Annotated in this window: 25 protein-coding genes; 13 read left to right on the top strand and 12 right to left on the bottom strand. The window is 71.3% G+C overall.

The window, feature by feature from the left end; genetic code table 11:
• Nucleotides 1-44 precede the first annotated feature (44 nt).
• The 4 genes from ABT360_RS11680 to ABT360_RS11695 form a co-directional block, all read right to left on the bottom strand.
• The gene (locus tag ABT360_RS11680; RefSeq protein WP_351813953.1) at nt 45-824 is read right to left on the bottom strand and encodes an exodeoxyribonuclease III; all 780 of its coding nucleotides are present in this window, start codon (nt 822-824) and stop codon (nt 45-47) included.
• Nucleotides 825-867: 43 nt separating this feature from the next.
• Nucleotides 868-1,500: an MBL fold metallo-hydrolase gene (locus tag ABT360_RS11685; protein WP_351813955.1), complete on the bottom strand. Its 633-nt coding sequence runs from the start codon at nt 1,498-1,500 to the stop codon at nt 868-870.
• 23 nt (nt 1,501-1,523) lie between these two features.
• On the bottom strand, nt 1,524-2,954 hold the full coding sequence (gene pcaDC, locus ABT360_RS11690; protein WP_351813957.1) for a bifunctional 3-oxoadipate enol-lactonase/4-carboxymuconolactone decarboxylase PcaDC: 1,431 nt from the start codon (nt 2,952-2,954) through the stop codon (nt 1,524-1,526).
• Nucleotides 2,955-3,221: 267 nt separating this feature from the next.
• A complete protein-coding gene (locus tag ABT360_RS11695; RefSeq protein ID WP_351813959.1) occupies nt 3,222-4,823 on the bottom strand; it encodes a TROVE domain-containing protein in 1,602 nt (533 codons plus the stop codon).
• A gap of 682 nt (nt 4,824-5,505) precedes the next feature.
• Here ABT360_RS11695 and ABT360_RS11700 point away from each other — a divergent pair.
• Nucleotides 5,506-6,669: an ATP-binding protein gene (locus ABT360_RS11700; protein ID WP_351813961.1), complete on the top strand. Its 1,164-nt coding sequence runs from the start codon at nt 5,506-5,508 to the stop codon at nt 6,667-6,669.
• Nucleotides 6,670-7,062: 393 nt separating this feature from the next.
• The gene (locus ABT360_RS11705) at nt 7,063-7,722 is read left to right on the top strand and encodes an alpha/beta fold hydrolase (protein ID WP_444852221.1); all 660 of its coding nucleotides are present in this window, start codon (nt 7,063-7,065) and stop codon (nt 7,720-7,722) included.
• 128 nt (nt 7,723-7,850) lie between these two features.
• On the opposite strand, the gene ABT360_RS11710 is transcribed toward ABT360_RS11705, so the two are convergent.
• Genes ABT360_RS11710 through ABT360_RS11720 form a run of 3 tightly spaced genes read right to left on the bottom strand, consistent with a single transcriptional unit; the run spans nt 7,851 to nt 9,685 of the window.
• Nucleotides 7,851-8,543, bottom strand: a complete 693-nt coding sequence (locus ABT360_RS11710; protein ID WP_351813965.1) for a DUF3618 domain-containing protein — start codon at nt 8,541-8,543, stop codon at nt 7,851-7,853.
• Nucleotides 8,519-8,968 carry a phage holin family protein gene (locus ABT360_RS11715; RefSeq protein ID WP_351813967.1) on the bottom strand — a complete coding sequence of 150 codons (450 nt, stop codon included), beginning with the start codon at nt 8,966-8,968 and terminating at the stop codon, nt 8,519-8,521. The genes ABT360_RS11710 and ABT360_RS11715 overlap by 25 nt, the downstream gene beginning before the upstream one ends.
• A 3-nt stretch (nt 8,969-8,971) precedes the next feature.
• Nucleotides 8,972-9,685 (bottom strand): hypothetical protein, encoded by a 714-nt coding sequence (locus ABT360_RS11720; protein ID WP_351813969.1) that lies wholly within the window; start codon nt 9,683-9,685, stop codon nt 8,972-8,974.
• A 435-nt stretch (nt 9,686-10,120) separates the two neighbouring features.
• Between ABT360_RS11720 and ABT360_RS11725 the strand changes: the two genes are divergently transcribed.
• Both ABT360_RS11725 and ABT360_RS11730 read left to right on the top strand, forming a co-directional pair.
• A complete protein-coding gene (locus ABT360_RS11725; RefSeq protein WP_351813971.1) occupies nt 10,121-11,689 on the top strand; it encodes a molybdopterin-dependent oxidoreductase in 1,569 nt (522 codons plus the stop codon).
• 224 nt (nt 11,690-11,913) lie between these two features.
• Nucleotides 11,914-12,363 carry a DUF4383 domain-containing protein gene (locus ABT360_RS11730; RefSeq protein ID WP_351813973.1) on the top strand — a complete coding sequence of 150 codons (450 nt, stop codon included), beginning with the start codon at nt 11,914-11,916 and terminating at the stop codon, nt 12,361-12,363.
• Nucleotides 12,364-12,598: 235 nt separating this feature from the next.
• Here the strand turns inward: ABT360_RS11730 and ABT360_RS11735 are convergent, their stop codons facing one another.
• Nucleotides 12,599-13,342 (bottom strand): anti-sigma factor, encoded by a 744-nt coding sequence (locus ABT360_RS11735; protein ID WP_351813975.1) that lies wholly within the window; start codon nt 13,340-13,342, stop codon nt 12,599-12,601.
• Nucleotides 13,339-13,923, bottom strand: coding sequence for a sigma-70 family RNA polymerase sigma factor (locus ABT360_RS11740; protein WP_351813977.1), 585 nt, complete (start codon nt 13,921-13,923; stop codon nt 13,339-13,341). Before ABT360_RS11740 ends, ABT360_RS11735 begins: the two co-directional genes overlap by 4 nt.
• 380 nt (nt 13,924-14,303) lie before the next feature.
• On the opposite strand from ABT360_RS11740, the gene ABT360_RS11745 reads away from it, so the two are divergent.
• The 3 genes from ABT360_RS11745 (at nt 14,304) to ABT360_RS11755 (ending at nt 16,287) form a co-directional block, all read left to right on the top strand.
• Nucleotides 14,304-14,957 carry a fasciclin domain-containing protein gene (locus tag ABT360_RS11745; protein WP_351813979.1) on the top strand — a complete coding sequence of 218 codons (654 nt, stop codon included), beginning with the start codon at nt 14,304-14,306 and terminating at the stop codon, nt 14,955-14,957.
• A 71-nt stretch (nt 14,958-15,028) separates the two neighbouring features.
• Nucleotides 15,029-15,418 (top strand): ATP-binding protein, encoded by a 390-nt coding sequence (locus ABT360_RS11750; protein ID WP_351813981.1) that lies wholly within the window; start codon nt 15,029-15,031, stop codon nt 15,416-15,418.
• Nucleotides 15,419-15,690: 272 nt separating this feature from the next.
• On the top strand, nt 15,691-16,287 hold the full coding sequence (locus tag ABT360_RS11755) for a hypothetical protein (RefSeq protein WP_351813983.1): 597 nt from the start codon (nt 15,691-15,693) through the stop codon (nt 16,285-16,287).
• A 245-nt stretch (nt 16,288-16,532) separates the two neighbouring features.
• Here the strand turns inward: ABT360_RS11755 and ABT360_RS11760 are convergent, their stop codons facing one another.
• Together ABT360_RS11760 and ABT360_RS11765 are read right to left on the bottom strand one after the other, a co-directional pair.
• Entirely contained in the window at nt 16,533-16,949 is a 417-nt protein-coding gene (locus ABT360_RS11760; RefSeq protein ID WP_351813987.1) for a CBS domain-containing protein, read from the bottom strand.
• Between the two features lie 204 nt (nt 16,950-17,153).
• The gene (locus tag ABT360_RS11765; protein WP_351814013.1) at nt 17,154-18,386 is read right to left on the bottom strand and encodes a PP2C family protein-serine/threonine phosphatase; all 1,233 of its coding nucleotides are present in this window, start codon (nt 18,384-18,386) and stop codon (nt 17,154-17,156) included.
• A gap of 346 nt (nt 18,387-18,732) precedes the next feature.
• Between ABT360_RS11765 and ABT360_RS11770 the strand changes: the two genes are divergently transcribed.
• The 3 genes from ABT360_RS11770 to ABT360_RS11780 all read left to right on the top strand — a co-directional run bounded on the left by ABT360_RS11770 (nt 18,733) and on the right by ABT360_RS11780 (nt 20,408).
• Nucleotides 18,733-19,116, top strand: coding sequence for an STAS domain-containing protein (locus ABT360_RS11770; protein WP_351813989.1), 384 nt, complete (start codon nt 18,733-18,735; stop codon nt 19,114-19,116).
• A 149-nt stretch (nt 19,117-19,265) separates the two neighbouring features.
• Nucleotides 19,266-19,670, top strand: coding sequence for an ATP-binding protein (locus tag ABT360_RS11775; RefSeq protein WP_351813991.1), 405 nt, complete (start codon nt 19,266-19,268; stop codon nt 19,668-19,670).
• Between the two features lie 300 nt (nt 19,671-19,970).
• Nucleotides 19,971-20,408, top strand: a complete 438-nt coding sequence (locus ABT360_RS11780; RefSeq protein WP_351813993.1) for an ATP-binding protein — start codon at nt 19,971-19,973, stop codon at nt 20,406-20,408.
• Nucleotides 20,409-20,636: 228 nt separating this feature from the next.
• On the opposite strand, the gene ABT360_RS11785 is transcribed toward ABT360_RS11780, so the two are convergent.
• Nucleotides 20,637-21,485 carry an RNA polymerase sigma factor SigF gene (locus ABT360_RS11785; protein WP_351814015.1) on the bottom strand — a complete coding sequence of 283 codons (849 nt, stop codon included), beginning with the start codon at nt 21,483-21,485 and terminating at the stop codon, nt 20,637-20,639.
• A 192-nt stretch (nt 21,486-21,677) separates the two neighbouring features.
• Here ABT360_RS11785 and ABT360_RS11790 point away from each other — a divergent pair, with 192 nt between their 5' ends.
• The 3 genes from ABT360_RS11790 (at nt 21,678) to ABT360_RS11800 (ending at nt 24,394) form a co-directional block, all read left to right on the top strand.
• On the top strand, nt 21,678-22,064 hold the full coding sequence (locus tag ABT360_RS11790) for a thiol-disulfide oxidoreductase DCC family protein (RefSeq protein WP_351813995.1): 387 nt from the start codon (nt 21,678-21,680) through the stop codon (nt 22,062-22,064).
• Nucleotides 22,065-22,309: 245 nt separating this feature from the next.
• A complete protein-coding gene (locus ABT360_RS11795; RefSeq protein WP_351813997.1) occupies nt 22,310-22,765 on the top strand; it encodes a DUF6003 family protein in 456 nt (151 codons plus the stop codon).
• 210 nt (nt 22,766-22,975) lie between these two features.
• A complete protein-coding gene (locus ABT360_RS11800; RefSeq protein ID WP_351813999.1) occupies nt 22,976-24,394 on the top strand; it encodes a DEAD/DEAH box helicase in 1,419 nt (472 codons plus the stop codon).
• Nucleotides 24,395-24,783: the final 389 nt, after the last annotated feature.

Below are 24,783 nucleotides of genomic sequence, written 5' to 3' on the forward strand. Positions count from 1 at the left end.
CCCAGCGTCGCACCGAACCCACCGGGCGCACTACAGGGCGCGCGCTAGACGTCCAGGTCGACGACGACCGGGGCGTGGTCGGAGGCTCCCTTGCCCTTGCGCTCCTCGCGGTCGACGTAACTGTCCTTGACCGCCTCGGCGAACGGCTTGTTGCCGTACACCAGGTCGATGCGCATGCCCCGGTTCTTGGGGAAGCACAGCTGGCGGTAGTCCCAGTAGGTGAACGGATGGTCGTACTTCAGCGGGCGCGGCACCACGTCGGTCAGCCCGGTGTCGCGCAGCCCGGCGAGCGCGGCGCGCTCCGGCTCGGTGACATGCGTGGAGCCCTCGAAGAAGGCGCGGTCGAAGACGTCGTCGTCGGTCGGCGCGATGTTGAAGTCACCGAGCACCGCGAAGGGGCGGGGGCCCGCGGCGTCGTCGGCGACCGCGCTCTTGAGCGCCTCCAGCCAGCGCAGCTTGTAGGCGTAGTGCTCGTGGACCACCTCACGGCCGTTCGGCACGTACACCGACCAGACCCGGACGGGGCCGCAGGTCGCGGAGATGGCCCGCGGCTCGGCCGCGCCGTCGTACTCCGGCCCGCCCGGCAGGCCGTGGACGACCTCCTCCAGGCCGACCCGGGAGACCAGGGCCACGCCGTTCCACCGGCCGGTGGCGTGCACCGACGAGGCGTACCCGAGCTCGCGCAGCTCGTCGGTGGGGAACTGCTCTGCGGTGCACTTGGTCTCCTGGACGCACAGCACGTCCGTACCGCTGCTCTCCAGCCAGGCCAGCAGCCGGGGCAGCCGGGCGGTGATCGAATTGACGTTCCAGGTGGCGATGCGCATGTCCCACAGCCTAACGGGGGCCTCTGACAGCCGGAGCCGGCCGTCAGAGGTCCCTGGCGTCCCCGGGTGTCAGCCGGCCGTGGTCCGTGCCGCCCAGCCCGCCGATCTGGCGGTCGTAGATCGGCCGGGCCAGGTCGGTGAGCAGCGCGTCGTGGATGTCGATGGCGCGCCGCGGCTTCACCTCGCGTACGTAGTCGATGACCTCGGAGATCTTGCTCCAGGGGGCCATCACCGGGAGCATCAGCGTCTCGACGGGGTGGTCGGGGACGGTGAGCGCGTCGCCGGGGTGGAAGAGGGACCCGTCGACCAGGAAGCCGATGTTGGTGATCCGGGGGATGTCCGGGTGGATGACCGCGTGCAGTTCGCCGTGCACCTGGACGTCGAACCCGGCCGCGGTGAACGTGTCGCCGTGGCCCACCGTGTGGACCCGGCCGGGGAAGGCCGCCGAGATCTTCTCCGCGACGCTGCGCAGGGTCCAGATCTCGGCGCCCGGATCGGCCTCCAGGGCGGCGCGCAGCCGCCCCTCGTCGAAGTGGTCGGGGTGCTCGTGGGTGACCAGGATGGCGTCGGCGCCGAGAGCCGCGTCCTGTTCGCTGAACCCCCCGGGGTCGACGACGAGCGTCCGCCCGCCCTTCTCCAGCCGGATGCAGGCGTGGGTCTTCTTGGTCAGCTTCATCAGGGCTTCCTCCCCTTCGCGCTTCACACGTCCGGTGTGGTCTCCTCCAGGATCACCTTCTGGGCGACCTTGAAGGCCGAGTTCGCGGCCGGGACGCCGCAGTAGATCGCCGTCTGGAGCAGTACTTCCTTGATCTCTGCGGGCGACATGCCGTTGCGGAGGGCGGCGCGGGTGTGGAAGGCCAGCTCGTCCAGGTGTCCGCCGGCGACCAGGGCGGTCAGGGTGACGGCGCTGCGCATCCTGCGGTCCAGCCCGTCGCGGGTCCACACCTCGCCCCAGGCGTAGCGGGTGATCAGCTCCTGGAAGTCGCCGGTGAAGTCGTCGGCGGCATCCATGGCCCGGTCGACATGGGCGTCGCCCAGGACCTCGCGCCGCACCTTCATGCCCGCGTCGTACGGATCGGGCCGCCCGGCCGGGGCGGGGGCGGCCGCGGTCGGCGCGGCGGCGTGGACGACGGCGGAGGGAACGGCGCCGGGTGCTACGGCGCCGCCGGGCGGTACCGCGACACCGGGCGGTACGGCTCCGGGCGGGACCGGGGCGGTCTCGGCGGGCGGCACGGGCGGGGCCGCGACCGGCGGCACGGGGTGCGGGGCGGGAGCGGGGGTGGCGGCGGGGGCGGCCGGTGCGGCGATGGCCGGGATCACCGGCGGCGCCGCGAGCGCGGTCATCGTGTCCTGCCAGGAGGTCGAGAAGTGCCGTACGAGCAGGTCGGTGACGGCCGCGGGCTGCTCCACGGGCGCGAGGTGCGAGGCGCCGGGCACCACGGCGAGGCGGGCGTCGGGGATGCCGGCGACCAGGTGGCGGGCCTCGGCGGGGCCGGTGACGCGGTCCTCGGAGCCGACCAGGACGAGGGTGGGAACGCCCACGCGGCCGAGGTCGGCGCGTACGTCGAAGGCGGCGAGCGCCTCGCACGCGGCGACGTAGCAGCCGGCGTCCGTCGTCCGGACCATCTGCACGGCCCACTCGACGATGGCGGGCTGGGCGGCGGCGAAGCCGGGCGTGAACCAGCGCTCGGGCGCGGTGCGGGCCATCGGGTCGAGGCCGTTGGTGCGGACGATCACGCCGCGCTGGCGGAACTCGTCGGCGGTGCCGAAGCGGGGCGAGGAGGCGATCAGGGCGAGTGAGGCGAGACGGTGCGGGGCCCGCAGCGCCAGGTCGGTGCCGATGGCGCCGCCGACGGAACAGCCGGCGTAACCGAAACGCTGCACGCCCAGTTCGTCGAGGGTTGCCAGCAGCCGGTCGGTGAGCTCGCCGACGGACGTCGCGGGGTGGGCGGGGGCGCCGCCGTGGCCGGGCAGATCGAAACGGATGACCCGCCACTGGCGGGCGAGCTCGGGTATCTGCCGGTCCCACATGTGCCATGTGGTACCCAGTGAGGCACCCAGGATCAGGACTGGAGCCTCTTCCGGCCCGTCAATGCGGTATTGCAGGGTGTTCGGTGGTGTCTCGCTCACCCGCCAGACCCTCTCACGTATCACGAAATCTCACATCGCCGGGGCGGAGTTGGCGGCTTTTGTCCGGGTCGCCAACCGCAAACGCAAGGGCCGCGGTGGCGGTGCCCGCCCGGCTCCGGCCGCGAGGCAGGCTGCCCGGCCCGGCCTGCGGTGGTGGCGGCACCCCCGCATCCTCGCCGGAGACCTCGGGCGTTCGCTTCGCCCGGCCGGTGCACCGGCGGCGACCCGGGCACCGCATGACCGTCAGCTCGGCCCGTGTCGTCCGGGTCAGGCCGGCTCAGCGGTCCAGGGCCAAGCGGCCTCGCGGCCGGCCTCGATGAGGCCGACCATCCGGAACGCGGCGTCCGCGAGGCCGCCGAAGGTGTGCCGGTGGGGCCCCGTGGGGCCGTGGGCGGGCCGGTACCCCGCCAGGTTCCATGTGTAGACCGGGATGTCGGCAGGGACCGGTTCGGCCGGCCCGCCCGGGCAGTAGGGGGCGGCCTGCTCGTCGGTGACGATCAGGACCCGGTCGTGCTCCCGGTAGTGAGTGCGCACCGCCTTGGTGGTGTGGGTGCCTCCGAGGCTGTGGAACCTTTTCAGCACCTCGAGCACCGGCTCGCCCGGCTCGAACGGCACCTCTGCGCTGCGCCAGCCGAACTCCACCAGATCCGCCTGCTCGGCGCGCATGGCCAGCGCGGTGCCGAACACGGCCGCCGCGTCCGCCCGGGTCAGTTCCGACCGCTCGGAGACGGTGTCCCAGAACATGGAGTCGGACCGGTCCACCAGGATCAGAGTCCGGCCGGGCAGGGCCGGTACGTTGGCCAGGGAGTGGCCCAGCGCCCGTTCCAGCGCGGCCGCCCAGCGCGGCGACGGCGCGTGCCGGTGGGCGGCCAGGTAGCGGAAGGGGAACTGCCGCGACCGGGCGACCTCGGAGGCGTCCGAGAGCCGCGCGGCGACCCGGGCCGCGACGTCGTCCGAGACCCCCGCCTCGTCGAAGTTCCGCAGGTTCCGCAGGAGCGCCATGGGCGCCATCGTGGGGATCACGGCTTCCCAGACGGCGGCGTCCATCGGTCCGTGGAGCCAGCCCGCCAGGGCCTCCCACGTCATGCCCGCCGCGGCCAGCCGCTCGGAGCCGCCCGGCCCGGTCACCACCGCCCGCCGCTCGTCCGCAGGCGCCTCCATCAGCGCCCGGTGGGCGGTCAGCAGGTGGTCGGAGGCCGGCGGAACCGCCTGCTCCGGGTGGTGACGCCGGTCCAGGGCGTACCGGAAGAGCGCGCCCTGCCAGGGCTTGTCCGGGTCGGGGGACGCATGCACCAGGTTGAGCACGTCGCCGAAGCGGAAGCCCTTGGACGCGGTGTCGTACTTGAGCAGGGACCGTGAGGTGTACAGCCGGCGTACGCCGTCGGCGATGCCCCGTTTCACGGGCTGCGGCACGTTCCGTCCGTACGCCGCGATCCAGTGGGCGAGCAGCTCTCCGGGCTCGTCGGCACGCTGGAGCACCGAGTCGATCACGGACCGGTTGGACGGCCCTCCCTGCGCCCCGGCCTCGAGCCGGGCCCGCACGTACGCGGCGGCGCCCACCAGGGACGCCGTGCGCATGTTGCCCTCGCCGCGGAGCCAGCCCAGCAGGCCGGCCGTCCACACAGGGTCTTGGACGGCGAGTTCACCGACGAGACGGACGTACCGGTCGTCCCGCTCCTCACCACTCTCGTAAAAGGTCTGCTGGGAGACGAAGTTGCCGACCGCCAGGAGGAAGAGCTCCTCGCGGGGCTCCCGCACGAAGGCCGGACCACCCTGGTAGGTGCGGAGGTCCGGCTCGGCGAGCCCGCGGTGGAGCCGTGGTGGGGGCAGGGAGCGGGCGGCCGCCGAAACGTGCGGGGCCACAAGCATCTCGGACCAGATCTTGGAGACGCGTGGGGTGTGACGAGGCAGCGAATCCCCCCGGATTCAAAGGATCGGACGGCCCCGGCCACAAGGCCCGACGGGGCAGAGACGCCCGCGCCTGCCGAGATCAAAAGGGGCGGCGGCGTCACTTGGTTGTCAGAAGAAGTAGCCGCAGCCGAGCGCATCGGAGGCGCGGTCGCGGTGCCACCGTACAAGGGCCACCGGACCGCACACCAGCGATTAACGCCGGCCCGTTCCCGGGCTCCGACCCGGGCGCCTCCGGCCCCGGGAGGCCGCCGCTGTACCGGCCGTCGTCATCGCCGGGGTGCTGCTGGTTCGCCGGTCCGCCGGCCGCGCCGTCGTTCTGCCGCCAGGCCGCGCCTGCGCGGGTGGACGACGTCTCGCACTACGCGTTCCGTTGCTCGGGGTTTCCGTCCGGGCGATCGCCGCCCGGTGACGGCGACGCGCCGGAATCGGGGACCTGGGGACCGCCCGGAACCGGCCCGCACACGGCCTCGGTGGGGGCCAGGCCTTGTTCCGGGCGCTGACCGGACCCCTCGGGCCGGTCCGCTCGGGGCAGGCACGCACCCGCTGGTCCACAGCTTCGCCAAACAGGCTCTGACCTGGCATTTTCTGGCCTATCGCCTAGGCTGAGGAGCCCTGCTGGACACCATCGGAGGGGAACTTCATGAGTGACGAAGCCATGGGATACGAGGCCAGTCACATCCAGGTGCTGTGGGGGCCCGAAGCCATCCGGAAGCGGCCTGGCATGTACGTCGGTTCGGTCGGCGAGCGCGGCCTGTACCAGATGGTGTTCGAAGTCGTCGGCCGGGCGGTGAACGAGGTCCTGGCGGGTCGTGCCGGCTCAGTCGACGTCGCCCTCACACCGGAGGATGGCGTGCGTGTCACCGACGACGGGCCGGGCATCCCCGTCGATGTCGCCGCAGGCGGAGGTCCCACCCTGGAAACCCTGCTGACCCGGTGCTCCGAGGCGGAGCCTGATGGGCGTCACGCCGCGGCCGTGAGTCTCTTCGGCCGGCCCGAACTCTGCGTCGCCAACGCGTTGTCGAGCCGTCTGACGGCCGAGGTGCGGCGCGAGGGGGTGCGCTGGGTGCAGGAGTACGCCCGCGGCATCGCCGTCACCCCGCTCACCGCCGTAGGGTCGGCGACCGGCAGCGGAACCACCATCACCTTCCGGCCCGACGCCGCCGTCTTCGACACGACCGAGTGTTCGTATGCCGTGCTGGCCGAGCGCTTCAGGGAACTGGCGCACCTGAACCACCGCCTGGACATCTCGCTCACCGACGAGCGCCCACCAGGTGCTTCGCGTTCCGTGCGCTACCGGTTCCGGGGCGGGGCGCGGGACTTCGTCTCCTTCCTCGACGCAGGGGCGGGAACGCCCGCTCATCCGTCCGTCATCGGCTTCGAAACAGAGGAGCCACGCATGGCAGGGACGCTGGAGGTGGCCCTGCGCTGGCGCGCCTCTCCCGAGGAGCGGGTCCGCAGCTTCGCCAACAGCCGGCCCACCCCCGACGGCGGCACGCACGCGGAGGGCTTCCGCGACGGAACGGCGGCCGCGATCAACGCGTATGCGCGGCGACAGGGGCTGCTGACGGCGAGCGATCCCGACCTCAGCGCCCGCCGGATCGGCGAGGGCCTGACAGCGGTCGTATCGGTGAAGCTGGACCAGCCCGAGTTTCTCGGCGCCACGGCCAACGTGCTGGGCGGCACGGCGGTACGCGGCTGCGTCGGACAGGCCGTCCGGGACCACCTCAGCACGTGGCTGGAGGAACACCCGGAGCAGGCTGCCGCTGTCCTCGACCAGATCCTCCCGGGCGCCCGCCAGGTCTGAGCCCAGCGGACCGTCCCGCCGTTTCCCGGGAACGGAACCGGCGGGGTGACTCAAGGGAGACCAACGAAGTACTGAGTGTGCTGCTGTGCTGGTCCGGGCGGCGTCCCGGCCTCCCACCCCGCCGACGAGCCTTCCCGCTCCCGGGGATAATGGGCGTCCCCCTGTTCGGGGGAGGCGGCAAGCGACTTCTGGAGGCCCAATGGCGGGACGTCCCGGCTATGCGCGGCACCTGCCGAGCATGAGCAGCTCCGTTCCCCGCCCTCCGCACCGGTCTGCCGGGCGTGGCGCCGGGGGTGCCCGATGAGCGGGCTCGGGGAAAGGCGCGCCGACCGGGATGGCGACGGGCATCGGTGCCTGTGGCCACGCGTCGTGCCGCCCGTGCCTCGAGGAGCAGTGCTGTTGCTGCACGGAGGCCGCTCGGACGCCCTGACGCCACCCCCGCTGTTGAACCTGCCGGCGGCCCGCATGCGGCCGTTCGGCAGCGCGATCCTCCGGAGGATGCCGAAAGGTGACGTACTGCTGGCGACGGTCCGCTACCGCTACCGCGGCTGGAACGGATCCCGTACCGATCCGGTCCATGACGCGAACGAGGCACTGGACGAGCTGAGCTTGCTCGCCCCGCTCAGCCCCGTGGTCCTGGTGGGACACTCCATGGGCGCCCGGGCGGCTCTCCGGGTGGCGGGCCACTCCCAGGTGAGCGGGGTCGTGGCCCTTGCCCCATGGTGTCCGCCGGGAGAACCCGTGACGCACCTCAGGGGCAAGCACCTGGTGGTTCTGCACGACGAGGCCGACCGCGTCACCAGCGCCCGCGACTCTTGGGACCTGGTACGCAGGGCTCATCGCACGGGTGCGCGGGCAGGCGGCATCTCCATGCCACGCGGCGGACACGCCATGCTCCGCGACGCAGGCGACTGGCACCGGCTCACCGCTTCCCTGACAGCGGGCATCCTCGGTGAGATCGCCATGCCACCCGGCCTGGCCGTTGCCGAGGCCCACGGCACGGTGTGTGAAGGTGGCCGACTCCTGCGGGACCTGCCGCGAGGCAGTCGCTAGCTACCCGCACCTGTCCGGCAGGACACCACTGGGAGAACGACGGTCGGCCCACCCCCCGAACATGAGGGATGGGCCGGACTCGTTCGGTTCGCCGCGCCTGCTCTGGGCTGGGCACGCCGACCAGGAGGTCACGTATACGGTTGATCGGGGCGGTTGGGCCGGTCACGCATCTCTTGGGCGGCGTCCTGGCCCACCTCGCGCAGCCCCTGCGAGGTGTCCTGCCCAGCGCTCCGGGCCTGCTCCTTCGTGGTCTCCGCTGCTTCCTGTGCCGTGGACTTGACGGCCTCGACCGCTTCGGTGGCCGGCTGGCGCAGCTCTTCCTTGACGTCCTGTGCTGCCTGGATGGCCTGCTGCTTCACCGGTTCGACAAGCTTGTCGGAGTGTTCGCGCAGCTGCCGGCCGGCTTGCTCCTCCGCCTTGGTGGTCGGCAGGAGGGCTGCGGTCAGCATCCCGGCACCGAAGGCGATGAGACCGGCCGCGAGCGGGCTGCCCTGGGTCTGCTGCTTGATCTGGGAGGGTGCTTGCTGGACGGCGTCGCCGATCTGACCGGCCGTTTCTTTGGTGGAATCGGCAAGGCTTCCTGCCGCCTGGCTTACGGAGCCCGCCATCCCCTGCGCGGTGTCCGCCATCCCCCCTGTGGTGTCGCGGGCCGTGCCCATTACACGCTCCTTGATTCCAGTGAGCCGGTTGCGGGCCGCGCCGGCTTTCCGCTGGGCCACCCTGCGGGGGGTGACCTTGTCCGCCAGGCGGTCGACGTTGCGGGCCAGGTGGGCGCGGCGGTACTCCACGTCGGTCCTCAGCTCGTCGGGTGTCGTGCCCACTTGGCATCCTCCTTCAGCGTTTCCACAGTCTGCTCGGGCTTGAGGTTGACGGTGCGCAGGCGTTTGCGGCCACTGGAGTACAGCACCGCTGCGACCACGGCCCACACGGCGGTGACGATCAGCGCCGCCCAGGCGATGTCCATGACGTTGGCGAGGGCGAAGATGATGGTGAAACTTCCCAGGAGCAGGACCAGGTGACCGGCGTAACCGGCCCCGCCCAGCATCCCGACGGCCTTGCCCGCCTTCGTCGACTCCTGCTTGATCTCCGCCTTGGCCAGCTCGATCTCGTCACGAACCAACTGCGACAGGTCCGTGCTGATCTCACTGAGCAGATCACCGATGGACGGATCCGCCGTTTCGGGCGAGCCTGGCGCCGGCGGGTGCGGGGCGTTCGCCCGGGCGGGTTGCGAGAACTGCGTAGCCACCTCTCAACTCCCCTGAATCGGCCGCTGCGTGCCCGGGTAGGGCGGCGGGGCGACAGGCGGCGGAGGTGCCGTAGGGGGCTCTGCCGTGGGGGCCTGCCCGTAGCCGGGTGCGACAGGCGGCTGGAACTGAGCCGGGGTGTCGTACTCCACCTGCGGACGTGAAGGGGTCTGCTGCTGGCCGCCCTCAGGGCCCGGACCCGAGGTCGTCGTGGATCCCGCAGCACTGACTCCCTTACCGGCCCGTGCGACGGCGAACCCCGCCAGAGCCGCCCCCGCCAGGAACACACCGGGTCGGCGGCGCGCAAAGTCCTGGAGGTCGTTGATGAGGCCGTCCGGGCCGCGCTGTTCCAGGCGGGAAGCCACCTGATGACCGCCGTCGGCTATCTGACGGACCACGCCCGAGGCGCTGGAGTCCTGCTTGCCGCTCTCACTCATTTCCCGCAGCTCATCCGCCAGCCGGCGCACATTCTCCGCCAGCCGCTGTGTCTGGGACTGCGCTTGGCCCTGGAGCTGATCACGCAACTCCCCTACCAAGTCACGGGCCTGAGCAGTGGCCTCATGAGCAACACCTGCGGCTTGTTCCTTGGCAGTGCCGGCCACCTCGGTGGCCTTGTCGCCCACCAGCCCGGCACCCTCGCTCGCCTTGTCCTGTGCCGTTTTCGCTACCGCCGCCGACCTGCTTTGGTCCGGACGGCTCGTGCCCTGGAAGTCGCTCAAAGCTCCTCCTGGTCGATCGACGCATCGGGTTGTCTGGCACCCGTCGTGTACCCCGGTCCGAGCCATGCACCGCTCGACTTCGTGCGGATGACCGCTGGTCAAAGCTGACCGGCACGGCACAAGGCCCCTGGCTCGGAACCGCCCGGGGTAGCGCAGTGCTGGGCCGGTATGCCACAACCCGCCCGGCTCCCCTTGGCGGGGCTCCGCCAGTGCTCCAGTTCCACACTGCCCCAAGCGCGCCGCCTCCGCATATCGGCAGCGGCGGCGGCAGCGGCTGAACGCCTGCCCTGATCGGCTGGGCAGCGTCGGCTGCCGTGGAACGGTGGGTGGAGCAGGCGCCCCGGCCGGCAGGGGCGGCCGGGGCGATCCACCTGGTCGGCAGCCCGGCGGCAAAGTTGACCCAATCCTTCCGGCGCACGGCTTCGAAGAGAGGGTGTGACTGCTTACCGAGGGATCTGCTTTCGTCGGCCGTCTGCTGGGCTCAACGGACTGCTGGCCGGGTATGGGGCGCTTGCGGTGGCGGAGCTGGCCGCTGCCGCTGTTCGCCCTGAGGCGGGTCCGGTCACAGCAGTGGGCGCGGCGGCTGTCGACCGTACACCGGCGCTTGTCAAGGACTGGGCGATCCGGACCTTCGGTGAGAGCGACAAACTGGTCCTGCTGGTGGGCATCGTCGCCGTGCTCGCGGCCCTCGCCGTGGTGCTCGGCCTGCTGGCGCTGCGCCACCGCCGGGCGGGCGCCGCCGGGGTGCTGCTGTTCGGGGTGGTGGGGGCCGTCGCCGCCACGGCCCGCCCGGACTCCGATTCCCTCGCCGACGGGGCGCCCTCCCTGGCGGGGGCGCTGGCAGGGGCGGCGCTCCTGTACTGGCTGACCGGGCGGCTCACCCGGCCCGCACGCGTTCAGGCGCCCGAGGAGGGCTGGGACCGGCGCGGATTCCTGATCGCCGCGAGCGCCGCCGCCGTGGCGTCCACCGGCGTCGGCGTCGCGGGGCGGGCCCTTGGTGGTTCGCGGGCACGCGACGCCGTCTCCTCCCGCGTGGCGGTCCGGCTTCCTCGCCCGGCCTCGCCCGCCGCACCGGTGCCCGGAGGCGCGCAGCTGCGCGTCCCCGGCGTCAGCCGGTTCGTCACCCCCAACAAGGACTTCTACCGCGTCGACACCGCTCTGGTCGTGCCCAAGGTGGACGCCACCCGCTGGCGGCTGCGGATCCACGGCCGGGGCGTACGCAGGCCCCTGACGCTCAGCTTCCAGGACCTGCTCGACGGTGAGCTGATCGAGCGGGACATCACCCTCGCGTGTGTGTCCAACGAGGTCGGCGGCCCCTATGTGGGCAACGCGCGCTGGATCGGCGCGCGTCTGGCCGACGTGCTGGCCGAAGCCGGTGTGAAGCCGCCGTCCGAAGGCGGGAGGGCGGATCAGCTGGTCGCCCGGTCCGTCGACGGCATGACGCTCGGCAGCCCTGTCGAAGACGTCATGGACGGGCGCGACGCACTGCTCGCCATCGGGATGAACGGCGAACCGCTGCCCTTCGACCACGGCTTCCCGGTCCGCATGGTGGTTCCCGGCCTGTACGGCTACGTCTCGGCGTGCAAGTGGATCGAGGACATCGAGCTCACCACGTTCGATGCCTACGATCCGTACTGGGTCAAGCACGCATGGGCCCGCGAGGCACCCGTCAAGACCCAGTCCCGGATCGACACTCCCCAACCCTTCGCCCGCCCCGCCGCCGGGGCCGTCATGGTCGCCGGCGTCGCCTGGGCCCAGAGCCGGGGCATCGACCGTGTCGAGGTACGCGTCGACGACGGCCGCTGGCAGCAGGCCGACCTGGCCGCCGAGAACACGATCGACACCTGGCGGCAGTGGTCCTTCCCCTGGAAGGCCACACCGGGCAGCCACACCCTCACCGTCCGCGCCACCGACCGGACCGGAACAACGCAGAGCGAGAAGCGCACCCGCACGACCCCCGACGGGGCGAGCGGCTGGCATTCGGTGGTGGTCACCGTGGACTGAGCCACCTCCGGAACGCCTGAGCCCGCTCGGCATGGGCCGGCCACCGGGGCACGGAGTGCCTACGGCTGGAGCACCGGCGACCCATGGCCGTCGGCGCGGCGGACGGCGCCGGACCTCCGGAAGCAGTGCCGAGCGCTCAGCCGTCGAGCCGAGGCGAGCGCCGGACAACGCGCCAAGAACATGCGGCTCTTCAGTTACTCACCCATCGAAAGGACACTCCTGCCATGTCCGCTCATCATGCGAGCCCCGTAGCAGTCCGTACCCCTGTGCAGCAGGCCGCCCTTCTCGTCGGAGCGGTGTTCCTCCTGGTCGGCATTCTGGGGTTCATCCCCGGGGTCACCACCGGCTACGACACGATGACGTTCGCCGAGCACCACTCCGAGGCCAAGCTCCTCGGCGTGTTCCAGGTCTCGATCCTGCACAACATCGTGCACCTGCTGTTCGGTATCGCCGGCCTTGCCATGGCACGCGCCGCCTCCACCGCCCGTGCCTTCCTCATCGGTGGTGGCGCCGTCTACCTGGTGCTGTGGATCTACGGTCTGGTCATCGACCAGGACAGCGCGGCCAACTTCGTCCCCGTCAACTCGGCCGACAACTGGCTGCACTTCGTCCTCGGCATCGGCATGGTCGCTCTCGGCGTGCTGCTCACCCGCCGCACCACCCACGCACGCTGACAGCCGGCGCGGCTGCGGCTCAGCCTCAGCCTCAGCCCTGAGTGCACGCCGCCGGAAGCGGTCGAGAGCGTTGCCCTTGGGGAAGGACGGGCGGTTCGCGAGTTCCGACACCGCCCGTCCTTGAGGCTGTTTCCGGGCCGGCCCGGCCTCGACGTTGGAGGCCGGGCCGGTGAGCCGCGCAGCCCGCCTGCCCGGCCGGGACGCCGGCCGTGCTCTCCTGACGGTGCCCCGTGTTTCAGGCGGGAAGCGCCATGAGCAGCACGGGCTTGCTGGTGGGCTGCGGTGACCCACCGGCAGGTTCCACGGTGATGCCCATTCCCCTGGCCCCGTCGACGTCGCCCTCCATCACCAGGCCGCCGTCGGCGCGGGTGAGGCCCGCCGGCCTCATCGTGCCGCCGTCGTCGAACCAGAGCTGGTACGTCTTGCCCGAGGGCAGTTCGGGAAGGCCGGAGGACAGGAACACGGCGCTGTTCTCGGCGCGGGAGACGATCACGGTCGCCTTGGCCCCACCCTTGGTCCCTGTGACAGTGCGGGCGTCGGGGGCCGCCAGCACCCGGGCCATATCGGCCGCCTGCTCCTCCGCCCGCTGCGCCTGCTGCTGCGCCTGCCGCGCCTCCTGGTGCTGCCACAGGGCCACGCCGCCGAACGCTGCGGCCGCCGCGACGCACGCCGCCAGGACCATCCGGGGCAGCCGCCACGCGCGGCCGGAACCAGCGGGCGGCGCGGTGGCGCCGGGCGGTGTCCTCGGCGGAAGCTGGCGGACGGTGGTGATCTCGCTCAGGACCCGTGCCTTCATCGCGGGCGGCGGCGCGGAGGCGGCGGCCGAGCCCAGGCGGGCCGCCGTGGCGGACAGCTCCCGCACCTCCTGCGCGCACGCGGAGCAGTCCTCCAGGTGGCGCTCGAACTCGGCGCGCTCGTCGTCGGGCAGCGCGTTGAGGGCGTAGGCACCGGAGGGCGCATGCAGATGTTCCTCGTTCACGCGTTCACTCCCATGCAGTCCCGCAGCCGGATCAGCCCGTCACGCAAGCGTGTCTTGACCGTGCCGAGCGGCGCCGACAGCAAGGCGGCGACCTCCCGGTAGGTGTATCCCTGGTAGTACGCGAGTGTCACCGCCTGCCGTTGCAGTTCGGTGAGGGATCCGAGACACCGTCGTACCTGTTCGCTCTCCAGCCGGACCGCCACCTCCTCGCTCACCTGGTCGTAGGCGGGGGTGTGCTCCCGACGGGCGGAGCGCCGGTCGCGCTCGGTGGCCGCCTGTTCGGAGCGGACGCGGTCCACGGCACGGCGGTGCGCCATCGTCATGACCCAGGTCATGACGCTTCCCTGCTCGGGCCGGAAACGGGCGGCGTGGCGCCACACCTCCACCATCACCTCCTGCGCCACCTCCTCGGACTGGGCCGGGTCTCTCAGCACCCTGACCGCCAGTCCGAAGACCGGTCCCACGATCGAGTCGTACAGGCCGGCGAAGGCGTCCTGGTCTCCCCCGGCCACCCGGGCGACGACCTCGGCCAGGTCCGCCTCGCGGTGCGGCGAGCCGCCGATGCGTGCGATCTCCCTCACCGCGTACCCGCCCGGCGGGCGTAACCCTTTGGACAGGTGGCGACCTGCCGATCGTCCATGAGTGATCCCTTCATGCGTCGTCCGAAAGGAAAAAGACGGTGCACACCCAATGCTCCGCTCCCTTTGCCGCTGATTCGTAGCCCACGCGCTCGCGGATGGGTTCGCGGCGCGTCCGTCTGTGTGACATTCCCCGGGATGCGGCAATCGGAGGAAAACTTCTCGGCTTGGGGCCAATCCGACCCGGGGGCATCTCCGAATGCGGGGTGTGAGGGCGGCGGGAAGAACTCTTCACCTGCTTCCGGGCGTGAGTGCTGTCCGCTGCCCTCCCTACCCCGTCGGCACCCACGCCGGTGCCGGCATTCCCCTTCAGGAGACCGCCCATGCTTGCCATTCGCTCCCGCCGCGCTCTCGCCGCTGCCGCAGCAGCCGTCACTCTGCCGCTCGCCCTCGCGGCCTGCGGTATGGACGATTCCAGCGACTCGACGTCGGACTCGTCGGCCGCCGCCTCCGCTCCGAGCCGGAGTCAGGAGAAGCAGAGTGAGGAGAAGGTGACGGCGGACGGCCCGTTCGGCCCAGCCTGCGCGTCGGTGCCCAAGGAAGGTGCGGGAAGCTTCGACGGCATGGGGAAGGACCCCGTCGCCACGGCCGCATCGAACAACCCCGCCCTGTCGACCCTCGTCACGGCCGTGAAGAAGGCCGGCCTGGTCGACACCCTGAACAACGCCCAGAACATCACGGTGTTCGCGCCGACCAACGACGCCTTCGCCAAGATCCCGAAGGCGGACCTGGACAAGGTCCTCAACGACAAGGCGACGCTGACGAAGATCCTCACCTACCACGTGGTGGGCCAGAAGCTCACGCCGCAGCAGCTGGAGAACGGTACGTTCGAAACGCTGGAGAAGAGCACCCTGACCACATCCGGATCGGGCGAGACGTACAAGGTCAACGGCGCTGCGAACGTGGTGTGCGGCAACGTTCCCACCGCGAACGCCACCGTGTTCATCATCGACACCGTCCTCATGCCCAAGATGTAACCGTTCCGCGGACCGGGGCCCGGGCGCCGCCCGGGCCCCATCCATGATGCGGGTGGCCACGAATAAGGGACATGAGAACGGAAACCGCGTCACCCCCGGCGGCGCTCGTTCGCGCGGAACTCCGCCACTGCCTCATCGGCTGGCATCTGGACGCGCTGGTCGACGACGCCCTGCTCATCGTCACGGAACTGGTGAGCAATGCCGTCCGCCACGGAGCGCCGCCGGTGAGCGTCCGCATCCGCCGGACACGTGACGAGGACGGGCAGGAATCCCTCCTGCTGGAGGTGGAGGACACTGGACCGGGCATCGATGTCGCATGGGCACGAGCCCACTGGCGCCATCCCTCGTACACCTTCACCGAAGGCGGCCGCGGCTTGTTCATCGTCAACGCCCTGGCCGACTCCTGGGGCGACACGGCGCACGCACGCGGGCACACCACCTGGGCCCGGCTGACGGTGTGACCCGGGGAAGTCGACCGCCACGGACGGGTTCCCTCCCGTCTCGGCCGACGGGAGGGAACCACACGCAACCGCAAGGTTGCACTACAGGGGCTTTCGCATGGCCGGCCCTCCCGGGAGCCTCCGGGGGCGCGCCTCTCCCCCGTCCGTGCGACCGACGCCTTCGGGCTGCCTCGTTCGTACCAGCCCGAATGGCAGTCACAACACCGGCGGGCGACGGTGGACACGCCACTCACCCGACGCACCGTCTGTACCCGCCTGTGAAGGAGCCCCTCATGTCCGAACGCAATACCCTCATGCGCAGCCTGCACGATGTAGGGCTGGCCGTATGGTTCGGCGGCTCCCTCATGGGCGCCGTCGGCCTGAACGGCGCGGCGAAGGACGAGGGCAGTACGTGGGCCACCACCGCGCGGATCGCATCGTCCGGGTGGGCCAAGTGGACGCCGGTCAACGCCGCGGCGATCGGCACGCACCTCTTCGGCAGCGGGGGCCTGCTGGTCGCGAACGCTCCCCGTGTCGCCGCGCAGCAAGGCGTGGGGGCCTCCACGCTGGCCAAGACCGTCATCACCGGTGCGGCGCTGGCCGCCACCGCCTACGCCCGTGTGCTGGGCAAGAAGATCGAGCTGGCTTCCTCCTCCGACCCCGAGGACGCCGAGAAGGCGGCCAAGCACCCCATCGACACCGACAAGGCGCAGCGCCAGCTCGCCTGCGCCCAGTGGGTGGTACCCGCCCTGACGGGAGCACTGGTGGTCCTCAACGCCCTGCACGGCGAGCAGCAGCGCCCGGCCGAGCAAGCTCAGGGCATGTGGCAGAAGGCACGGTCCATGGCGCCGCACATGCCGTCGGCTCCGGACTGGCACCTGATGCACTGACACTGTCGGGAGCGGCGCGGCACACGGCGGGGAGCGTCCGCGGCGCCATCGGGGGACAGACCTCGCAAGCAAGGGAAGACGCCGGCCGACCGGCCGGCGTCTTCCCTTGCTCCGCCCGGAGCCGGCTCACTGCGCGTGCGGCCGGCATGGGGGCCGGCCGGGCGTTCGCGGATCCGGCGCCGCGGTGTCGTTCGAGGACACACCTCGCCCGCAGCCGTGCCGGTGAGCCGAAGCCGCCCTCCCGGTCAGTCCGCGGACAGGGCTTGGAGCAGGTCGCCGACCTTGGGGTCGGGCAGGGCGCGGGCGACGTCGGCCTGGGCGACCATGCCGACCAGGCGGTGGCCGTCGATCACGGGCAGGCGGCGGACCTTGTGCTCGGTCATGGTGCGCAGGATCTCCTCGGCGTCGTCGTCGGCGCCGATGGTGACCGCCTCGCCCTGGGCGAGGTCACCGGCCTTCACCTCGGAGGGGTCCTTGCCTGCGCCGAGGACCTTCACGACGATGTCGCGGTCGGTCAGCATGCCCTTGAGCTTGTCGTCGGTGCCGCAGATGGGCAGGGCCCCGACCCCGAGGTCACCCATCTTCTTGGCGGCCTCGAGGACCGTCTCCTGCGCACCGATGCACTCGGCGCCCTCCGTCATGATCTCGCGAGCCGTCGTCATTCCAGCAGCCTCCTTCGTCGGTGCTTGCTTCCTGGCCTACGCATGCCCCGGTCCCGCCGATGGATGCCACGGGCGCCACGGCTCACTGACGAGTCGTGACGCGTCCTGACGAGTCCCACGTGCGGTTTCCGCCACGCCTGCTGTCGGGCGTCCACCCGCCGGGGAGCCGGCCGCGTACGCCTCCTCGGGAGGTGCGATCAGCGATCACGGCGGGGTGAGACCGGTCAACTCCGCTGCCTCGCCGGTCGTGTCGGGGTTGGGGCCGAGCCATTCGCAGAACAGTACGGTGGCGTCGTCCTCCAGTCGGCCGTCGTGGTACTCCAGGACCGCGTGGACGACTCGGCGCAGCGTCTCGGGTACGGGCAGGCCGTCGGCGTGGTGGCGGATGAGAAAGTCGGTGAACCGCTTCAGCCCGAACTCCGCGTCACCAGGCCTGCGGGCCTCGGTGATCCCGTCGGTGTAGAGCACGATCCGGTCACCGGGCTCCAGTTGCTCATGGCACACGGTGGTCACCAGTCCCAAGCAGGTGCCCATCGGGTGCGCCGGCCGGCAGTGCAGATCACTCGTCCAGCGGCCCCCACGGATGATCACGGGCGGTTGGTGGCCGCGGTTGACCCACGTCAGGATGCCGGTCTGGGTGTCGAGGTCGGCGAGGATCCCGGTCGCGTACCGGGTCTGCCCGTACTGTTCGACCAGCGCCTCTTCGATCCGTTCGGTGATCTCCACCAGCCCGGCGCCTCGGCGGCGGGCGCTGCGGCAGGTGGCCATGGCGAGGTTCGCGGTGAGCCCGGCCGCGGTGTCGTGTCCCATCGCGTCGAAAATCGACAGGTGCACGATGGGTCCGGCGGTGGAGTAGTCGAAGGCATCACCGCTGATCTGGTAGGTGGGCTCCATGGCCGCGGAGATCACCACTCGCCCGTCCGCGTAGGTACGCGGCGGCATCAGCTGCCACTGCATCTCGGCCGCGATGTTCATCGGTTCGGTACGCGTCAGCCGGGCGAAGGAGTCGCTGTGTACGCGCTTGCTCACCAGGATCAGCGCGATCAGGGAAGCCAGCGCGACCATGTCCTGCCGGGTGCGCGTACCGCCCTCGGCGGCGGTGACGCGCAACACTCCCAGGCGTTCGGTGCCGTCCAGCAGCGGCACCCACCACCGGTTCTCCCCCGCTCCTCCAGGAGAGGTGTCGGGAAGGACTTGGATGTACTGATAGGCCCGTCCGGGCAGTGTCCCCTCGATCTTCAGCTCGGCTTCCTCACCCTTCGCCGCCTGGCCGGCGTCCTCGCCGCGTCCGGTCAGCAGCCGCAACGCGTTGCGCTGCACATCGCCCACGTAGATCAGTACCTCCGGGAACCCCGCCGCTGCCGCGTGCTCGCCGACCACAGTGGGCAACCGCTCCAACGGCATCAGGTGGCTGGCGGCCAGCAGGCCCTCCAGCATCCGGTGGCCATCACCGTTCCGGTCGTCCACAGTCGGCGCCCTCCGCTCTCTCGGTACAGCACCACGCCGCACGAACGGTGCGGGCCCTCAACCAGTCTCCCCTCCTGAGCGCCCCGCGTGCACGGCTCGGGGAAAGCGCGGCCGGCCGGGTGAGGGCGCGTGGAGGGGTGATCCACCCGGGCCCCATGGTGCAGGCCGTTCGGAGAAATCGATGCCGAAGATCCATGACCATGTGATTCCTCACTTTCCCGTGTCGACATGATGCGTGGTCGGCGAGGGGAGGATTCGAGGAGTGGGCGCGTACGCTGGCCGCCCTGAACATCCGGCGAGACAAAGGAGCGGTGGGATGCCGGTGGAGCGGCTGGTGATCACTCCGGCAGTGGTGGAGCGGGACGTTGTCCTCTCCCTGGCCGGCGACTTGGACATGGACGGGGAGACGGCGCTGCTCGGAGCAGTCGGCGATCTGATCGGTGCGGGCTATCCGAGGATTGTGGTGGATTGCTCGAAGATGTCGTTCTGCGACTCCCGCGGGTTCAACGCCCTGCTCAGATCCCGGCAGGCCGCCCAGGAGGCAGGAGGCGCCTTCGCGCTGGCCGCGGTACGGGAACAGCTCAGATCCCTGTTGGAGCTGCTGGGTGCCGATCAGCTTTTCGTCATCGCCGCCACGGTCGAACAAGGGCGTCTGCTGCTTGCTGATGCCGCCAGCGGCAGCCAGGCCGAACCGGCCTAGCCGGCACCCGCGTCCAAGCGCTCGATCAGCCTTCGTGGGCGGGGATGTACCGCCGATCCGGTCGGGGTCCGATATCGCCTCGTAAACGGGGCAGGCGCATTCGTGGCAACACCATGAATACTCGACCGCCGGCCCCGGGAAGCGACGTCATGACCACTACCTTTCAGCGATGCATCGACCTGGACGGTGGCACGGTCGCCGCCGCCCGGGCCCGAGAGTTCACCGCCCGGTTCATGAACGACGCCGAACAGGCTCGTGGGCATCCCGCAAGCCGGGCCGCGACGGACGCGGTACTGCTCGTGGCGAGCGAACTGGTCACCAATGCCGTCCGCCATACCGCCGGACCGTGCACCCTGTGCCTGGCGGCATACGAAGGCGGCGTACTGGTCGAAGTGCGCGACACCAGTGCCGAGCCTCCTCAGCCACGCACCCCCGACATCACCGGCGCACGCGGCGGTTGGGGCTGGGCCCTGATCACGCGGCTCGCCGACGACGTAAGTGTCCTGCCCGCCCCCGACGGTGGGAAGGCCGTGCGTACGCGCCTGCCGTGGTGACCGCGGGCGCCGCGGGCGCCCAGGGGCCGGGCGGTGAGGCGACGACGCCCGCGCCCGGCACCCGCGCGATGCCGTCGTCCCCGACCGCACGCAGCAGGAGCCGACGCGTCCCGGCCAGGGTGGCGGGCGGGACGCGCCGGCGACCGGCCGAGGTCCGGGGCCCCGGCCGGTGACCGTACGGCGCAGCACCTGAAGCATTCACCCCCCAACCCATACGAAAGCAGCAACTCGGACATGGGCCCCGAGAAAGCGGGCAGTCGAGAAAGGCCACAGGCACACCGGAAGCGGAAGGAGAGCGACATGGCCGCTGACCCCGACCGGCTACAGGGTGACGGGCTGTTGAATGCCTTGAGCGTTGAACAGACCTGGCACTTCGAGGGCGTGCTGAGCGACGTGACCGACGCCAGGGAAGGTGCCGGTGTCTTCCTCCGGGGCCTGGAGCGCATGCAGCGGCCGGCCTCGCCGGACGCGCACCACGATGTGCAGCTGGTGGTCGCCGAGCTGGCCTCCAACGCTTTCGCCTTCGCACCCGGCCCGTTCAGTCTCCGTCTCAGGGCAGTGGCCGACACCGTGCAGGTAGCCCTGAGCGACACGAATCCCGCGGCACCGCAGCCGCGCCCGCTCGACCTCGCCGGTCGTGGCGGGATCGGATGGCACCTGATCGAAACCGTCGCCGAGCAGACCATCATCTCGCCGGAGGCGGTCGGCAAGACGGTGCACGTCTTCGTCCCTTGGTGACGGCATTCGTCCCCGTTGACGGCACTCAGCCCCGTGGTGACGGCGTTCGGCCCGTGGTGACGGCATTCGTCCCCGTTGACGGCACTCAGCCCCGTGGTGACGGCGAGAATCGCGCGGCAGCCGTATGCCCCGATGCTCTCGGGCCGGCACCGCAGGCTCCGGTCGGCACCGGCCTGCGTCCTCGGCGCCGGGCCGAGAGCATCGGGGAACTCCTCGACGGGAGGAGTGTCAGCGCGTGGTGAGCATCCCTTCCCGCAGACGCTTCAGGGTGCGGGTGAGGAGACGGGAGACGTGCATCTGGGAGCAGCCGAGTCGTTCGCCGATCTGCGACTGGGTGAGCTCTTCGACGAACCGCATGTGGATGATCTGGCGGTCACGGTCATCGAGGTCGGCGATCAGCGGGGCGAGAGCGTGGAAGTCCTCCACGAGCTCCATGGCCGGGTCCTCGGCGCCGATGAAGTTGGCCAGGGCGGCCTCGCCGTCCTCGCTGTCGTTGTTGATGGCGGCGTCCAGGGAGCTGGAGTTGTAGCCGTTGGACGCCAGGCGGGCCTCGATGACCTCCTCTTCGGAGAGGCTCATCAGCGTGGCCAGTTCCTTGACCGTGGGCGTGCGCCCCAGACGCGTGCGCAGTTCTTCGGTGGCACGGGCGAGCTGGATGCGCACTTCCTGAAGGCGCCGCGGTACGTGGACGGCCCACGATGTGTCGCGGAAGAACCTCTTGATCTCGCCGACGATGTACGGCACGGCGAAGCTGGTGAATTCCACCTCGCGCGAGAGTTCGAAGCGGTCGATCGCCTTGATCAGGCCGATCATTCCGACCTGGACGATGTCCTCCATCTCGTCCGCGCCCCGGCTGCGGAACCGGCCGGCCGCGTAGCGGACGAGAGACATGTTCATCTCGATCAGCGTGTTGCGAACGTCCTGGTACTCGTGGGTGCCTTCTTCGAGTACAGCGAGCTGGTCGAAGAACAGCTTCGACAGATTCCGCGCGTCCCGAGGGGCGACCTGCTGAGGGTTGGCAATCTCGGGCAGGGTCGTCACACCCGTGTCCGTGGTCGTCGCGCGCTTGGCCGCCATCACCGTCATGCTTCTTCCCTCCCATTACCCGTCGACCTTCGCCTTTGTCCCCCGACAAGCCGATGAACCGCGGCTACCCAGGGGGACCGGTCTCATGCATTGCCGGGACCGGCAATCGGACGGCCCTCGAGGGGCGCGCCTGAGAGGAGCCCACTGGTCCCTCCCGGCAGGGTGGTTCGGCATCATGGGCACATGCGCACTCGACCTGTGCTCGTCTTCGACGGTGACTGCGGCTTCTGCACGAGGTCCGTGACGTTCGTCGAGAGTCGCCTGCGACCCGACTGCGACATCGTCCCGTGGCAGTTCGCGGACTTGGCCTCGCTGGGGGTGACGCCGGAGCGCGCCGGCCACGAGGTGTTGTGGGTGACTCCTGTCGGCCGGGTGTACGGCGGTGCCCAGGCCGTGGCGAAGATCCTGCTGCGCGCGGGCCGAGGCTGGGCGCCACTGGGGGCGCTGCTCATGCTGCGCCCGGTGCGGTCGGTCGCCCATGTCGCCTACCGGCTGGTCGCGGACAACCGCCACCGGATGCCGGGCGGTACGGCGGCGTGCGCCGTGCCCGCGCGCGGCGCGCGTCGATGACACCGGCCGGCCGTCCAGGTACGTGAGCCGGCCGATCAGGTCGGCGTCGCGCACGGCGGCAGCCGGGCCACCGCTCGGCGCGCCGACCGCCCGGCGCGTGCTCCGGGTCGACAGGCTCCGGGCGTGGGGCGCAGGGCGTGGGGCACAGGGCGTGGGGCACAGGGCGTGGTCCGCCGACCGGTGTCTCGCGCGGGAGGGGGTAGGGAGGACAGCACCTGACCATCGCGTCTGCGAAGGAGACGAGCATGACCGACGACGCCTACCTGTTTCTCGCGGACGGCTCGGCGACCCTCTTGGGCACACCCGTCGCCGCTGTGGGAGAACTCACGTGTCTGGAGACCCCCGCGGTACGGGCCTGGCTCGACGCTCACGGTGTCACGGCGGCCTCGGCCGCGCTGCGGCTGCTGCCGCCCGAGGAGACGGGGAGCATCCCGGACGGAGTGGAGAAGCTGCCCGTTCCCCTGAGCGAGGAGGAGCTGATCCGGCTGCGCCATGCCCTCGCGCCCGGAGCCCTCGCCGGTGTCGAGGAGGAACTGCTGGCCTACCGCGACTGCACGGGTGAGCGGGACGCGCTGCTGTCCCGGGCCGTGGCCGCAGGGGTTCCGCCGCACCGCATCGCGGAACTGACGGGCGAGGATCCCGAGATCGTGGCGTCCGTGGCCGCCGACGCGAAGGCCGGTGAGTCCCGGGGACGCCGCTGAGCGGGCATGGGTTCCGGCGAGGCCCGCGCGTAGCGCCGAGACATGAACCCGGCCGGGCCATGCGCCACCGTTCGGTGGACCGGACGGCAGGGCGGCAGGCATCCGGGCGACCGCTGGTAAATTGGAAGGCACGCTTCGACACCGCCGGGGCCCGTACCAAGGGGTACGGGCCCCGGTGCGTTCCGGGCGCCCGACCGAGGAAGGTTCCCCATGAACGCGAAGCCGCCGGCCCCTGGCCCGTCCCGTGCCGGCAAGCCCCAGCGGGCGACAGCGCCGCAGGGCGAGCTCTCGACGCCGCAGACGGTGGCCCCGGGCCTGCCGCCGGCCGAGTCCTTCGGCGCACTCGGGCTGCCGCCGCGGCTGATGGAGACGATGACCGGCCTCGGGGTGAAGGAGCCCTTCCCGATCCAGGCCGCCACACTGCCCAACGCGCTGGCGGGCCGCGACGTTCTCGGCCGTGCGCGGACCGGCTCCGGCAAGACGCTCGCCTTCGGGCTGGCGCTGCTCGTCCGGACGGCGGGCCTGCGAGCGGAGCCGAAGCGGCCGCTCGCGCTGGTCCTGGTGCCGACCCGGGAACTCGCGCAGCAGGTGAGCGACGCGCTGGCGCCGTACGCGCAGGCGCTGAACGTACGACTGGCGACGGTGGTCGGCGGGCTGTCGATCAACCAGCAGGTGGCGCTGCTGCGGACCGGCGCAGACGTGGTCATCGCGACGCCGGGGCGGCTGACCGACCTCGTGTCGCGCCGGGACTGCCACCTCAGTCAGGTGCGGATCACCGTGCTGGACGAGGCGGACCAGATGTGCGACCTGGGGTTCCTGCCACAGGTCTCGGACATCCTCGACCAGGTCCGCGCCGACGGGCAGCGGCTGCTGTTCTCGGCCACGCTCGACCGCAACGTCGACCAGCTGGTGCGCGGCTACCTGCACGACCCGGTGCTCGCCTCGGTCGACCGGCTGGCGGGTTCGGTCACCACGATGGAACACCACGTGCTGAACATCCACGCCGCCGACAAGTACGCGACCGCGACCGAAATCGCCGCGCGGGACGGCCGGGTACTGATGTTCCTGGACACCAAGGCCGGTGTGGACCAGTTCACCCGTCATCTGCGGGCCGGCGGCGTACGGGCGGCCGCCCTCCACAGCGGAAAGTCACAGCCGCAGCGCACGCACACGCTCGGCCGGTTCAAGGACGGTGAGATCACCGTGCTGGTGGCCACCAACGTCGCGGCGCGGGGCATTCACATCGACGCGCTCGACCTCGTCGTCAACGTCGACCCGCCGGCCGACGCCAAGGACTACCTGCACCGGGGCGGGCGCACGGCGCGCGCCGGGGAGTCCGGGAAGGTGGTCACCCTGGTCACTCCCGGTCAACGGCGCGACGTGAACCGGATGATGTCCGAGGCCGGGATCCGGCCGACGGTCACACAGGTGCGCTCCGGCGAGGAGAAGCTGACCGCCATCACGGGGGCGAAGCGCCCGCCGACGGGGGCGGCAACCGCCAACGGCAACGCGCCCTTCCGCGGCCTCGGCACCCGTCCGGGCCGCCCCGCGAAGGAGTCCCGCAAGGCCGCCGAGGCCCGCAGGACCGCGGAAGCCCGCGCCGCGGCCCGGGTACGCAAGGGTCGCTGACGCCGGCGGAGTCGGCCCCGGGTCGGTCACCGGCCGGGAAGCAGCGGCATGGTGTCGCCCGCGCCTCGCTCGTACGCGTGCAGTGCCGGGCCCGGCGCGGGCGGGGCGGCTCTGGCGTGGTCGCACCCCTGGGGGCCGCCGGGACGGAAGCACAGCGCGCCGGGGTCCGCCGAGGCGGCCGATCATCGAACCTGCCGTCCAGTCGGTTGAATGCCTCTTACGCCACCGCTCTACTGGTGAGTAACATGCGCGCACCAACCGGCCCCCACCCGCCCGCCTGCCCCCACCGGCGGCTAGGGCGTGTCTTTTGGATCAGGCCGGATCAGCGAGCGGGGTCTGGTGCGTGCAGATGCAAGGCGGAGGTGGGGGTCCCCCCGCCGAAGGCAGGG

Origin of the sequence: Streptomyces sp. NPDC000229, from assembly GCF_040300825.1 — a bacterium.
Lineage (GTDB): Bacteria > Actinomycetota > Actinomycetes > Streptomycetales > Streptomycetaceae > Streptomyces.

Coding starts and splice junctions, on each gene's coding strand:
- ABT360_RS11695 (WP_351813959.1), bottom strand. CDS start 4,823: ATGCTTGTGGCCCCGCACGTTTCGGCGGCCGCCCGCTCCCTGCCCCCA.
- ABT360_RS11770 (WP_351813989.1), top strand. CDS start 18,733: ATGCCGGTGGAGCGGCTGGTGATCACTCCGGCAGTGGTGGAGCGGGAC.
- ABT360_RS11730 (WP_351813973.1), top strand. CDS start 11,914: ATGTCCGCTCATCATGCGAGCCCCGTAGCAGTCCGTACCCCTGTGCAG.
- ABT360_RS11760 (WP_351813987.1), bottom strand. CDS start 16,949: ATGACGACGGCTCGCGAGATCATGACGGAGGGCGCCGAGTGCATCGGT.
- ABT360_RS11790 (WP_351813995.1), top strand. CDS start 21,678: ATGCGCACTCGACCTGTGCTCGTCTTCGACGGTGACTGCGGCTTCTGC.
- ABT360_RS11755 (WP_351813983.1), top strand. CDS start 15,691: ATGTCCGAACGCAATACCCTCATGCGCAGCCTGCACGATGTAGGGCTG.
- ABT360_RS11750 (WP_351813981.1), top strand. CDS start 15,029: ATGAGAACGGAAACCGCGTCACCCCCGGCGGCGCTCGTTCGCGCGGAA.
- ABT360_RS11780 (WP_351813993.1), top strand. CDS start 19,971: ATGGCCGCTGACCCCGACCGGCTACAGGGTGACGGGCTGTTGAATGCC.
- ABT360_RS11800 (WP_351813999.1), top strand. CDS start 22,976: ATGAACGCGAAGCCGCCGGCCCCTGGCCCGTCCCGTGCCGGCAAGCCC.
- ABT360_RS11685 (WP_351813955.1), bottom strand. CDS start 1,500: ATGAAGCTGACCAAGAAGACCCACGCCTGCATCCGGCTGGAGAAGGGC.
- ABT360_RS11745 (WP_351813979.1), top strand. CDS start 14,304: ATGCTTGCCATTCGCTCCCGCCGCGCTCTCGCCGCTGCCGCAGCAGCC.
- ABT360_RS11795 (WP_351813997.1), top strand. CDS start 22,310: ATGACCGACGACGCCTACCTGTTTCTCGCGGACGGCTCGGCGACCCTC.
- ABT360_RS11680 (WP_351813953.1), bottom strand. CDS start 824: ATGCGCATCGCCACCTGGAACGTCAATTCGATCACCGCCCGGCTGCCC.
- ABT360_RS11785 (WP_351814015.1), bottom strand. CDS start 21,485: ATGGCGGCCAAGCGCGCGACGACCACGGACACGGGTGTGACGACCCTG.
- ABT360_RS11700 (WP_351813961.1), top strand. CDS start 5,506: ATGAGTGACGAAGCCATGGGATACGAGGCCAGTCACATCCAGGTGCTG.
- ABT360_RS11775 (WP_351813991.1), top strand. CDS start 19,266: ATGACCACTACCTTTCAGCGATGCATCGACCTGGACGGTGGCACGGTC.
- ABT360_RS11765 (WP_351814013.1), bottom strand. CDS start 18,386: ATGCTGGAGGGCCTGCTGGCCGCCAGCCACCTGATGCCGTTGGAGCGG.